The following is a 12,955-nucleotide window of genomic DNA, read 5'->3' on the forward strand; positions in this document are numbered from 1 at the left end:
CCACGCCAGAACAGACGGGTTGTTAAGGACTTCGTCCCCACAGGTCTCAGGCGTAATGATTGATGCACCAACCACTATGGCCTGATCAAGAAACGGGGGAGTAATCCCCCCTTCAGGATGAAGACTCCTAGTCGGCGATGAAGCCCCGCGTTCTCCATGTAGCCCGGACATAGTCCGGAAACTTGTAACCTTCGCCTAGGGTCAGTCTATCTGCATGATCCGAGACGATGATTTGCGGAGTTACGCCTGTCTTCTTGCCAGTTTCATCACAGAACTTGGCCAACTGAGTGAACATGTTGGTCACAGCACTCATGTCTGCGTCGACTGCGTCTTCACGCTTGGCCTGTTTTGAAAGCTCTTGAGCATCGAAATCCTCTGCGTCATCCAGTGAGGCAGGGAAGTACACCTGGGTGGGCTGATCAAGGAACAGGATTGGTGGGATCTTGCACCCTTTGTTCGACAGCGCCGCGAACTGGTAGTGCAGGGACATGAACAAGGCGAGGTGAGAGTACAACCAGTTCGCACCGCTGCCCATCGAGCGTAGGTAAACCCGAGTGTTCTGATTCTGCTGATACCAAAGGTCGAACGTTTCAACGTCAAAGCGCAGCTTCGAAGGCTTGTACGTTTCCTCGAAATCGAAGTGGTTGCCAAGCTCACACATCTTGGCGTCGATCTCATTGCTTAACGTTTTCAACCTGTCCTTGATGTCGTATTTCTCAAGTAGACCGGCCAGGCGATCAACCTCAGTGCGCAGATTTTTTTCTTCAGTCGCCAGCTCCGACTCAGGTTTGTCCAACTGATCTTGAATGGCGATTTCAAGCCGAAGCTTGGCCTTGGTGGCCTGCTCATCGATCGATTTGGATGTCTTGAGCTTGGCAATTTCTTCATCGAGTGGCTGGATGTCGGTCTGGATACGACGCAGCTCTGCGTTAGCCTTATCGAGCGCGTCCTGAATGTTTCGGCGCTCTGCAGCGAAACTCTCCCGGGCATAGGCGGACAGCTTGAGCTCGTCATTCAACCACTCGATAGCACCTACGAGCTTGTTGGCTTCCATAGCGGGGGTGCTGGTGTGAGCCTCGCAAAGCGGGCAATGAGCTTCGGACAGCTCAATGGAATCGGGCAATGTCTCAGCGGTCATGCTCAAGCTGAATTGTGTTGCAGAAGTCAGAGACTCATTGACCAGCCTCATCTGTCCCTGCAGCTTGCGCTTTTCGATGAGCGCAGCGATTCGTTGAGAGTGAAGTTCAGCCCGACGCATTTCAACCTGATCTGAGAGCACGTCGATTTTGACGGAACGCCCGGAAATCATCTTCAGCATCGTCGCGGGTTTGCTGTAGATGTCCTCAGCCGTGGCATCGACTAGAGGAAGACCTGCCAAGGACTTGAACTCGATTAGGTAACGGTTGTAACGAGCGATCGCAGCTTCTTTGCGCTGAGCTTGCTTGGGAATCTGCGCCTGGATTTTTTTGAGTTCGTGCTTGGCAACCTCATGATCCCGGTACAGATCGAAATAAGCTTCGTCCACAAGACCCATCAGAATCTTGAAGTGATTGATCGCCTGGTCACGTTTTTCCTTCTCATCGAAGCGGTAGAAAATCGCGTGCTTGTTGGCCACTAGGTTTTGATGCTGGAGCATGAAGGAGGAAAAACTGCGTACCGATGGAGTGGCTGATTTGTTGCGGCCGGCCGCTTTCAGGTACGGGTCTTCGTCGATGTTTTCCAGCGTGATCGCAAAATAGCGCCCAAGGCTTTTCTTGAAGTCTGCCAGTGGCATGTAGTGCTTGGGATCGAAGAAGGCCTTGGGTTGCTCGATTAGTTGGAGCAATTGATCTGGGTCGGAGCCTTGTACCTCAAGCAAAAAGCAGCGGTCGGATTTTTTCTTGCGTGCGGCCACGATGAAGTAGCTGGGAAATTGCAACGCAATGAAAAAGGTCTCGGCGCGCTCAGTGATCGTGCCCACCGGAATTGTGTCTTCGGTGCTGCCGAGGCAATAGTCGAATATTTCCAGGATCGCACTTTTTCCAGTGGATGACTTGCCAGTGATGACGTTGAGCCCAGGCTCCAGTCGCACTTTGTGAATTTTTTCTTGAGTGTCGACTACGCCGATGTACCGCAGAAAGCATTTCATAGAGACTTGAATCCTAACGTCCTGTAGATGGAAACGACGTCTGCCTCTGCGCAGACCATGGAAAGACGGCGGGCGGCCTCGAGTTGTTTGGGGTTGGCATTGGAGGCCCTGACGTCCCCGACCGACTTCACAGTTAGGTCTTCGGTGATCTCGATGCTTTGCTCTGCTTGAAGGACAAGTAGAGCGGCGTTGGTGAGGGATTTGAACTGCTGGGTGTTGTGGGTGAGCCCTACCAGCCGCGACTGCTCTTTGCAGAGCGTGCGCAGGTTGCTGGTCTTCCTCACGGCCAGCAGGTACGTTTGCATGGCCGGGTACAGCACCATGGGCAGCACCAGATAGCTCAACAGCAGGTCTCGTTCCCTAGGTTCGGAATGGGCGAAGAAGTTGTGGATCACCGGTGCCAGTGCGATGGGGGAACGCTGAAGCGTGAAAAGGTGTTCAATGGGTTTTGCACTCATTTCCAGAGCCTCCAGTGAAACTCCTTCGCTGAGCTTGCGGGCACTGAATCTGCGAGCATGTGGTAGATGCCATTGCGGAACTCAACGGGCGTGTCTTCGTAGTTTCGAAAGCCCACGACATCCAATTCACAGCGCGCGTAGTAGAACTTGAGGGATTCCTGCTTCAGTTTCGAAACCGACCAGGTTTCGTCGCAACCGATCATCAGTTTTGCCCTGCTGGCACTATGAGTGCGCATATGGTTCTTGCTGTAGCTTTCCACGTCGCTCTGTGACGTGGTGCAGTCCTTGATCAGCTCGGCAATGTATTCGTGGGCATGAAGCAGATCGGCAGTTGCCTCAAGAATAAGCTCCTCCTCACCGCCGATCTCATCTAGCTTTTGGGCGTAAATGCGGTCACGCACATTCATCTCAGCAGCTTCCCGCTCGATCTCCTCAGTGTTGACACGGGGAAACTTCACCGAGCCAATCAGGTAGCGGGCGGTGAGCTCTGTGAATTTGCTGTCGAATTCCGCGGTGGTGAACCGCCATCCTTCTGTGACCTTAACGGCGCTGGTCATGAAGCCAAAGAGGTCATTCAAGAAGTCGTCCATGCGATGCTCATGGATGCTTTTAAGATGGGCCCTCTTGTACCTGGCGATCAAGCCAAGCAGGTCAGGTTGCTCGGTGATGATCTTGACCTTGGGCAGAGCCTCCATCAGCGACTCACGCATGGCTTTTGCCATCACCTTGCGCTGCAGGGTCAGCGCCTTAGAAGGCCCTGGAGTTTTTCCTCCTGTACCACCTTCCTCGCTTTGGTCAGCAGTTGCCTCTTTCTCCTGCTTGGCCTTTTCGAAGCGAGCCTCCGCATCCTGGAGGATTCTTTCCAGCGCAGCCAGACGCTGATCAGTATTCCACTGATACCAATCTTTGATAGCTGCTCGCTCACCATAGGCCTGAGTCGTCAGCAGGATCAGGTTGGCGTATTGCTGATGATTGAAATCAGGCTTTAGCCAGTTATTGAGGGTGTTCCAGAGGTTTTCATGGCTGTCGGTCAGGCTGTCGCTGTACTCCTTAACCTCAACCTGATCACGGCCTTCGACGGTGACATCGCCAAACACCTCGATCCAAAGGACATCGTCCTTATCAAGGGTATGGCAGTAGTCGATCGCTACGTGGATTTGGTACTTCAGGGCTTCGTAGAGCTTTGATGCGTCAAAATCGAGCTTCGCGTTCACAGCAACTCCAATCTTGGAAAACAAGATTGGCCAGTGAGTAGCTAACTTCGCCATCCTGGCCAGGAAAATCCACGATACTGTATTGATATACAGGTTGAATGTATTCAGAGCGCAATCTTATCAACCCAAACTGGCTAAACGCCATCTGATTGAGTCATACCGTTATTTTTTTAATCGAAAAGGTTAGAAAGACTCCTCGATCAATATGCCTCTGCGACCGTCAACTAACTTTTCCGTCGCCATAGCAGGTCAAGGGATGCAGAGCGGAGAACGTCTTTTCAGATCCCGTGTGCTCGCTTCGCAGCATATTGCGTCACGCCATTGAGCGACCACTGGTGGCGTACCTAGCGAGCTAGATTGTCATTATCAGATTGGTGTGGTTGCAGCGCGTCGGGCTCAATTGAAAGGGGGGCAATCGTACGCCGGGTTATTGGTGAGTTCGAATCAGTGCCAGTCTTGCCGGGCGGGTTGTAACGGTCGAGAACTTGGAACGTGAGTAGGCTCGGGTTTGGGTTGTCGCTGCTTTTTCGATCTTAACCAGTGGCCACGGCGAGGGAGAGCGATGCCGGCTTTGCGGCAAGCTTTGGTGGCGGCGACGTCGGAAACACCAATGTCGTGGGTCAATTTGACCATGGGCGTTTGCCATACTTTGTCGAACAGTTCCGCAACGGTGAAGCTCACGAATATGTACATGCAGTCTGTCACTTTTGCTCACCGCGAATTTTGGGTCACAACACGCGGACGTTAAACTCCGGTGAACGCAGGGTGCAACAGCCCTATGAGGGTGCCAGCGTCTCTGTCGCCGTGTACGCTGGAAAAGACAACATCGACTCGTTTGGCGTGTGCTCGTAGGTCGAAGACAGCACCGCACTGAGTCGATCGCCCAACAGATTCCAGGCACGTTTCTTCTCTTCGGCATAGTCGTGATGCAGGTAATGGCGCCTCACCCGAGAACCGGCCAACACATGGTTTTGGCAGCGATCGATGACGTCCAGGCTGACCCCTAAAGCCTGCATCATGGTCGCGCCGGTGCGGCGCAGGTCATGAGGCGTCCAGTCGCCGTTTTGGCCGTCGGCAAGGACCAGGGTATCGTCGTGACGCCGTCTGGAGAGGGCCTTACGGTTTTTGAACCGGGCCTGGCGATCGCCGACCTGTTTGCTCACCACTTTCACGTCCACATGCCCATCATCCTGCTTGTTCGGAAAGCACCACAGGGAGTCTCCCGTCAGGGTCTTGAGTTCCTGAAAGAAATGCAAGGCGAAGGAGGAGAGGAAGATATGGTGGTCCTGTTTCTTGCCGCGGGTGCCTTTGACGTTTTCGCTGGGGAGGAACCAGGTTTGCTGGTCCAGATCGACATTTTTCCATTCGGCCTGCAGCAATTCACCAATTCGGCACAGCGTGCCCAGGCTAATCCAGAGCGCGAGCTGCGTTTCCTTCTTTAGCGGACGAATGCCGTCGTATTTTTGGCCCGCGGGGAGGGCGTCGTAATCGGCGGTCATTTGCTGGAAACGGTTGTGCAGTTCCAACAGCTCCGCCGGGGAAAGGATACGGCTTCTTTCCGCCTCGTAGTCGGCGGGGATCAGAGGGGAGATGTCGACCAACTCAGTCGGATCGCCCTCGATCAATAAGGTCCGCCAGGGCTGACGCTTTCTAGCCCAGCTAAACATCTGGGTGAGGTCGGCGAAGAAACTGATGGCTTGCCGGTGAGCGCCGCGGTTGACCACGGCCCGGATCAGCGCCCGAACATCGTGTTCGGAAACATTGTTCACCGCTGTCCTACCGAGTGCTGGCAAAAGGTCCTTGTTAAAGCGCCGTTGCAACTCGGCATTGCCGTCTTTACGCGCGACGCCATCCAGCAGCCAGGCCTTGGCCAGATCCTGGACGGTCAGAGTTTGGACCTTCGTCGATTTTTCCTGATCGGCTTTTGCGTTCGTCGCGGCATGAGCCTGTGCCTTGGCGGTTTTCTTGTGCTCGTTGGGATTGATTTGCTCATCGATGAGCGCTCGGGCCTGGTTGCGGGCCTTGCGGATGTCCGTCAGGGATTTGCGCGGCCAAGACCCGCAGGAGTACTCTTTGTTCTGCTCGCCCCACCGATAGCGATAGAAAAAGCTGACCGACACACCGTCCTTGCGGACTGAGATTCGACCGGCCAGATTGCCATCCTCTCGGAGGATTCGGCCGGCATCGTTGGGAGTCAGCGACTCGAGTTCTTTGATGGTGATTTTGGCCATGAAACGGGCTCCCCCTACTTTTACCCCCACAAAAACGTCGGCTCTTGATGGACGTTTCTGGACTCTCGTAGAGCAGAACACCGCTGGAGCTCAAGTAAATACTAGCTTAGAAAAATCCAGGGTAAAATTTTGAGATCTTTCAAGAAGTATGAAAAAGGAGATGGGGTGCTAGGGGTCGAGTGTTCGAATCACTCCGTCCCGACCATATTTTTCAGTGACTTAGCCGAACTCCAGCCAGTTCGGCTTTTTTACGCATAGGGACTTTTGCGGGGGATCATCCCAACTTCCTCCTCAAGATCGTCACCGCCCCACGCTTGGATCCAGCCAATGCACTGAAAGCTTCCGGCCATCAAGGTCCTGGATGAGTTACGTCTGCTGATTCTGAAAATTCTTTTTAAACCCACACAGGTTCATTGAGCATAGGCAGATCTGAAGTACGATCAGCGCATACGCTTCAGCGTAAGCCCCAAATGGCCCAGGGCATAGTGCTCACTATGCAACAGAAGGCCCCCGCCATTCTTCTCGCTGGCCGTGGAACCCAATCCAGATAACTCCTTCAATCTCCTGCTAAAAAAGACTGAAGTATCCGGGCTGATATTCGGATTTTTTGAGAAGGGCCCTCAGCTGCCGACACCCAATGTGTGTAGTGCAGGGAGTTGGCGAAGGCCTCCAGGCCGACTGTGTGTCTACTGGTGGAGCATCGCTTCCACTTGAGCGACGCTGATACGCGGAATCACACTCGCCGGAATCTTCGAAATATCGGATAAGTTGTAAACCATGAAGTCATCCCCGATGACTTTCTTGGACATCAACTCGAACGACGGCAGTATGCGGGTGTAATAGTGCTGGTCGAGCCCGCAGGGGGAGTTTATGGAGTCCTTCGTTTCGTAAAACCTCCCCGACTTTTCGTCCAGGTCGACGCCCACCAGGAAAACCTTGGAGAACCCGACGTGGAATGCCAGCTGGATGGCCAGGTAGGCCACGGTTCGGGCATCAAAAAAGCCCTGGCTCATGTCCTTGCTGAACCCGATGGACCGTTTCCGAAAGGCGATCAAAGGGTGATCAGTAACCAGCTCTTTTGATCTTCCGAGCGCCACATCGATCCACGACGGTTTTGGCGCCTTGGACAGCGGGTAGAGCTGCCCGGTTGGACGAGCATGGGAGGATTGCGCATGGTCTTCCCACAGCGCGACCCTTTGGCTGACAGCCATGGCGTAGTTGAATAAATCCGGCTGCTGTTTGGAAAAGCTTCTGTCCGTGCAGGCGTAAAAACTCGGCTTGATGTCGGTGTTCATAAACATCGAAATGGCGCCATTCATGGTGATCATGGGCACGTGCGCGAACTTTTCGAGGGGGAATGATTTGGCTGACAGGCCGGAAGCGATAATAAAAACCGCGCCTGATTCGACATTCCGACAGGCAGCAAAATCGTGCAGGTGCAGCGGGCGTGCGCTTGAACGCCATGGCGCTGGCACGGGTGCAAACAAAGCCAGCTTTTTGTCGGCAACAGGCTTGGCCTCGACGAAGGGCATCTGTTTCATCCGATCTATCCGCGTAGTGAAAGGAAAATCCACACATCAGCCGACCAAGGCTCGATAGCGGAGTTCCTTTATAAAAAACAATACATAAACGCGGCTTCGCCAGACGTCCGGTATTTGTGTAGGGCCTTTCCGAGAGGGGGGGAACGCATCAACACGCCGCAACCTTTAAAACGTCTGCCCCATGGAGAACTGAAACACCTGCTTGTCCGCGTTCTCCGGCGTGCGAATCGGGTAGGCCAAGTTCACACTCAGCGGCCCCAGCGGGCTGTACCATGTCACCCCAACTCCCACCGAACTGGCCATCTGGCTTAGGTCCACGCTGCCGCAGCCCTGGGTCGTGCTGAGGTAGCACTTGTCCGAATACACCGTCCCTACGTCCCAGAACAACGAGGTTCGCACGGATTTGTTGTCTTTGATGAACGGCACCGGGAACAGGTACTCCGCGCCGCCGGTTATCAGGATATTGCCGCCCAGCGACTCGGTGTCCCGGTCCGAGTAGTACGCCTGCCCGGCACTGGCGTAGGCACCGGTTGCCGGGGTGTTGCGCGGGCCGAGGGTGCCGCTTTCAAAGCCGCGCACCGTGCCTTCGCCGCCGGCGGTGTAGGTTTCATAGAAGGGCAGCCCGTCCGTGGAGCCGTAGCCGCTGCCGTAGCCGAGCTTGGTGTGAAAGCGCAGTGATGTGGTGTTGCTGACAGGCAGGAACGTCTGCCCCGTGTAGTCGATTTTGTAGAAACTCAGGTCGCTGCCGGGCACCGTCACCATCAGGTTGAGGTTTTGCGAATGCCCGCGAGTCGCCAGCACGCCTTTGTTCAAGGTCGACTCCGACCAGCCAAGGTTGGCCTTGAAGTTGGTGAATTCCTTGCCTTCGCGCTCGATAAAGTCGTAGATCTCGTCGGCGCTGTAGGTGCCCGGTTCGATGCTGTCGTGTTGTACGGTCAGGCCAAAGTTCAAGCGCGAGGTTTCATTGATCGGGTAACCGAGGGTGGTGCCCAGGCCAAAACTATTGATGGCGTAATAGGAAACCCCGTCATCGTAGTACTTGTTGTAGTCGGTCTTGCTGTAGAACGCGTTGTAACCCAGGCTCACCCCGTCGGTGGTGAAGTAGGGATCGGTGAAACCGATGTTGTACTTGCTCTGGTAGGACGAGCGGGTCAGCCCCAGGCTGGCGTAGTTGCCGGTGCCGAGGAAATTGTTCTGGGTGATCGAGCCGCCGAGGATCAGCCCCGAACTCTGGGCAAAGCCGACACTGGCGGTAATCGAACCGGACGCCTGTTCTTCCACGGCGTAGTTCACATCCAACTGGTCATCGAGGCCGGCCACCGCAGGCGTCTCGACGTTCACCTCCTTGAAGAACCCCAGGCGCTCCAGGCGCACCTTGGACTGATCGATCAGGTAGGTTGACGCCCAGCCACCTTCCATCTGGCGCATTTCCCGCCGCAGCACCTTGTCGTCGGTCTTGGTATTGCCACGGAAGTTGATACGGTTGACGTAGGCCCGCTTACCGGGGTCGACGGAGAACGTGACGTCAACCGTGTGGTCTTCATCGTGGGCCTGCGGCACGCCGTTGACGTTGGCGAAGGTGTAGCCTTCGTTGCCCAGGCGACGGGTAATCAGCTCCGAGGTGGTGGTCATCAGTTTGCGTGAGAACACCTGGCCCTTCTGCACCAGCAGCAAGGACTGGACCTGGTCCTGCGGGACTTTCAGCTCACCACTGAGCTTCACCTCGCGCACCGCGTATTTCTGGCCTTCCTGGATGTTCACGGTGATGTAGACGTGCTTTTTGTCCGGGGTCATCGAGACCTGGGTCGAGGTGATATCCATGTTGATATAGCCACGGTCCAGGTAATAGGAGCGCAAGCGTTCAAGGTCGCCCGACAGCTTCTCCCGTGCGTATTTGTCGTCGTTCTTGAAAAACGACAGCCAGTTGCTGGTCTTGAGGGTGAACTGGTCGATCAGGGCATCGTCGGGGAACACCGTGTTGCCTACCACGTTGATGTGCTGGATCGACGCCACTTCACCTTCGTCGATCTTGATTTTCAAGCCTACGCGGTTACGCGGCTGAGCCACCACCTGCGCGTCGACCGACGCCGAGTAACGGCCCTGGGCAACGTACTGGCGCTGCAACTCGTTGCGTATCCCTTCCAGGGTGGCGCGTTGGAAAATCTCGCCCTCGGCAAGGCCCGATTGCTTCATGCCTTTCATCAGGTCATCGGTGGCAATCGCCTTGTTGCCCTCGAACTCGATACTGGCAACCGAAGGACGCTCGACTACATTGATGATCAACACATCGCCTTCGCGGCTCAGTTGGATGTCCTGGAAGTAACCGGTCTTGAACAGCGCGCGGGTCGAGTCCACCAGGCGCCGGTCATCTGCTTCGTCGCCGACGTTCAGGGGTAATGCCCCGAACACGCTGCCTGCAGAGACCCGTTGCAGGCCGTTGATTCGAATATCCGAGATTTTGAAGCCTTGGGCGAGTGCCAGTGAGGCATTGAGCAGCAGCGCAACCGAGCAGAGCAGGCGCGAAAAATTCATCAAGATCTTTTCCAGAACACATCGACAAGCAGCGCCGGCACGCATGGACAACTCGCCGCGCGGCCGGACTGGTGAACATCCAGCATACGAGCGAGGGGCGTTTGGTGCGGTTAACCGAATGTCAAGTTAGGTAAAGTTTGGCCTGGGATGCCGATGCCGGGCCGATAATGCGCAACCCCCCACCGACGAGCCCGAGATGATCCGCGTATTGTTGGTCGACGACGACCAGGAACTGACTGACATGCTGAGCCAATACCTCGCGCGCGAAGGCTTTGAGACCACGGCCGTGCACACGGGGGAGGAGGGCGAGGTGGAGGCGCTGTCGGGGCGCTACAGCATTGTGGTGCTGGACGTGATGCTGCCCCAGCGCTCGGGCATCGAAGTGCTCCGGCGCATCCGCGTCGTCAGCCAGGTACCCGTAGTGCTGCTCACCGCCCGTGGTGACAACATCGACCGCATCACCGGCCTGGAACTCGGCGCCGATGATTACGTGCCCAAGCCCAGCTCCCCCGGCGAACTGGTCGCGCGCCTGCGCGCCATCATGCGCAGGGTGCAGCCGGTGGGCCAGCCGACCACCGAAGTGATCAAGACCGGCGCGCTGGTGTTGTGGCCCGGCAGGCGCCAGGCCCTGTGGAACGGCCTCGAGCTGGGTGTGACCAGCACCGAGTTCAGCCTGCTGGAAGAGCTGGCCCGCAGTGCCGGCCAGGTAGTGAGTAAAAAGGATCTGTCACTCAATGCCCTCGGTTGCCCGCTGACCCGCTACGACCGGCGCATCGATGTGCATATCAGCAGCATCCGGCAAAAACTCGGGCCGCGCCCGGACGCCAAGGCCTGGATCCAGAGCGTACGTGGCCTCGGCTACTTGTTGATTGCCGAATGACCAGGCCCAGCCTGCTGTTCTGGAAACTGTTCCTGGCCTTCTGGCTGGCGACCACCTTGACCTTCCTGGTGGGCGTCGGCGTGCTTGAACTGGGCCGTTTCCAGCCGAATGACCCGCATGTGGAAGCCATGCTGGCGGCCGAAGACAAGCTACTGCAAACGTTTGGTGTCGAGGCGGGCGGCCAGCTCCTGGCGGTGTGGGAGCGCCCGGCGGATGAGGCCATCGGCGTCTACAACAGTGCCGGGCAATTGCTGATAGGTGGGCCGGTGACGCAGCCGGCCTATGAGCGAGCGGTCGTCAGCAAGGAAGGCCTGGCGCTGTCGATCAGGTCGACCCACGCGCCCGGTAACCCGCCCGGCCGGCCCTGGCACCAGATTCCGTTGATCATCGGCACATTGATGAGTGCGCTGTTCAGCGGCTACATGGCCTATTACCTGGCCTGGCCCCTGGCTTACCTGAAGCGCGCCATGAGCGACGCGGCCAAGGGACGCTTCGAAACCCGGGTCAAGCCGGCCATGGGCAAGCGTCGCGACGAGATCGTCGACCTGGCGGAAGACTGCGACCGCATGGCCAACCAGTTGAAGGGGCTGGTGGAGGCCCAGCAGCAACTGCTGCACGACATCTCCCATGAACTGCGCTCCCCGCTGACGCGCATGCAGGCGGCCATCGGCCTGTTGCGCCAGGACGCCGCCCGCCTGGAAATGCTCGAACGCATCGAGCGCGAATCCGAGCGCATGGACACCCTGATCGAAGCGCTGCTGACCCTGGCGCGCCTGCAAGGCCGTCCGGAAAGTATCGAGCGCGAGCCCGTGGATATCGTCGAATTGCTGGCGATGATCGTTGAAGATGCGCAGTTCGAAGCCGGCATCAAAGGCTGCCGCGTGCACCTGCAGGCGTGCCCGCCGTTTATCGCCTGCGTCAGCGGTGAGTTGTTGTACCGCTGCTTCGAGAACGTGATCCGCAATGCCGTGCGCTACACCCGGCCGGACACCACCGTGTGCGTGTCGGCGCAGGTCAACCGCGATGCGAACCGCCTCACGGTGCTGATCACCGACCAAGGGCCGGGCGTCGACAATGACCGGTTGAACAGCATTTTCCAGCCGTTCGAGCGTGGGGTGGGCGATGCCAGCGTGGGGTTTGGCCTGGGGCTGGCCATTGCTGCGAGGGCCGTCCAGATGCACGGCGGCCACATCCTCGCGCGCAACGAGCCAGGCGGTGGGCTGACAGTGGAGATCACCCTGCACAGCGCGCGATCTTTACACGACATTACACTGGCTTGACCGCCCTGTACGTCGCGCCTGATTAGACTTGTCACCCTTGATTGAGTGGAGGTGGCGATGTTTCAGGTGCATAAAAAGGGCTTTGTGCCCGGCAGGAAAATGGTCGACGGCCTGGTCCCTTACGACTTCTTTTGCGAAGACAGCCCGGCGATCAATCTGTTTGTGTTTACCGGCGCCGCTACGCCGGGCGCCACCGTCGAAGAACAGACCCTGTGGGGCTTCACGCGGTTGGAACGTTTCGAGGCGATGAGCCACGCGTTGGTGAGCAACCAGCGGCACGCCGGCTGGTTTCAAAGCGTCAATGTGCTCACCGGGCCCAGCCACAACGGCACGCTAAGCGTGAAATTCCAGCGCGTGCTGAAAATCATCAAGCACGCCAGTCCGGCCCGCAAGGCCGACTACGAGATCCTCACCGACGAAGGCGACACCTATTTCACCCGCCGGGCGGTCGGCGAAAACAGCGCGCAAACCGTTATCTATTCGGTCGAGCCATAACGCCAGCGGTGGGCTGGATTCGCCTCAAGCAAAAGCATCTCGCCCACGTCCCGCTTGTTACTTCCGCCCACCAATGGGGCGTCTTCTGCGCCATTGGGTAGCAAATTCCCACGCGACTTTTCAACGCCAGCCCCAGCTTTTTCCCTTCTATCCGATCTGAATCAATCACTTGGCTCCTGTCCCAAGCCGTTGGCAC

The 12,955-nt window shown here is 56.9% G+C and carries 9 protein-coding genes; 3 read left to right on the forward strand and 6 right to left on the reverse strand.

Annotation, left to right across the window (positions count from 1 at the left end):
* Positions 1-127: 127 nt before the first annotated feature.
* From C8K58_RS19405 to bamA, 6 genes are all read right to left on the reverse strand, one after another.
* Positions 128-2,128: a DUF3732 domain-containing protein gene (locus C8K58_RS19405; RefSeq protein ID WP_108574137.1), complete on the reverse strand. Its 2,001-nt coding sequence runs from the start codon at positions 2,126-2,128 to the stop codon at positions 128-130.
* Complete coding sequence (locus C8K58_RS19410; protein ID WP_108574138.1) at positions 2,125-2,586, reverse strand: three component ABC system middle component; 462 nt, start codon at positions 2,584-2,586, stop codon at positions 2,125-2,127. The genes C8K58_RS19405 and C8K58_RS19410 overlap by 4 nt, the downstream gene beginning before the upstream one ends.
* Positions 2,583-3,800 carry a hypothetical protein gene (locus tag C8K58_RS19415; RefSeq protein WP_108574223.1) on the reverse strand — a complete coding sequence of 406 codons (1,218 nt, stop codon included), beginning with the start codon at positions 3,798-3,800 and terminating at the stop codon, positions 2,583-2,585. Before C8K58_RS19415 ends, C8K58_RS19410 begins: the two co-directional genes overlap by 4 nt.
* 776 nt (positions 3,801-4,576) lie before the next feature.
* Positions 4,577-6,031 (reverse strand): site-specific integrase, encoded by a 1,455-nt coding sequence (locus C8K58_RS19420; protein WP_108574139.1) that lies wholly within the window; start codon positions 6,029-6,031, stop codon positions 4,577-4,579.
* A gap of 686 nt (positions 6,032-6,717) precedes the next feature.
* A complete protein-coding gene (locus tag C8K58_RS19425; RefSeq protein ID WP_108574140.1) occupies positions 6,718-7,572 on the reverse strand; it encodes a lipopolysaccharide biosynthesis protein in 855 nt (284 codons plus the stop codon).
* Between the two features lie 165 nt (positions 7,573-7,737).
* Entirely contained in the window at positions 7,738-10,104 is a 2,367-nt protein-coding gene (gene bamA / locus C8K58_RS19430; protein ID WP_108574141.1) for an outer membrane protein assembly factor BamA, read from the reverse strand.
* A 196-nt stretch (positions 10,105-10,300) separates the two neighbouring features.
* Here bamA and C8K58_RS19435 point away from each other — a divergent pair, with 196 nt between their 5' ends.
* Genes C8K58_RS19435 through C8K58_RS19445 form a run of 3 tightly spaced genes read left to right on the forward strand, consistent with a single transcriptional unit; the run spans position 10,301 to position 12,759 of the window.
* Positions 10,301-10,984, forward strand: coding sequence for a response regulator transcription factor (locus C8K58_RS19435; protein ID WP_027607397.1), 684 nt, complete (start codon positions 10,301-10,303; stop codon positions 10,982-10,984).
* On the forward strand, positions 10,981-12,264 hold the full coding sequence (locus C8K58_RS19440) for an ATP-binding protein (protein WP_108574142.1): 1,284 nt from the start codon (positions 10,981-10,983) through the stop codon (positions 12,262-12,264). Before C8K58_RS19435 ends, C8K58_RS19440 begins: the two co-directional genes overlap by 4 nt.
* Before the next feature lie 57 nt (positions 12,265-12,321).
* Complete coding sequence (locus tag C8K58_RS19445) at positions 12,322-12,759, forward strand: hypothetical protein (protein ID WP_092485937.1); 438 nt, start codon at positions 12,322-12,324, stop codon at positions 12,757-12,759.
* Positions 12,760-12,955 lie beyond the last annotated feature (196 nt).

Source organism: Pseudomonas sp. GV047 (genome assembly GCF_003058245.1).
Lineage (GTDB): Bacteria > Pseudomonadota > Gammaproteobacteria > Pseudomonadales > Pseudomonadaceae > Aquipseudomonas > Aquipseudomonas marginalis.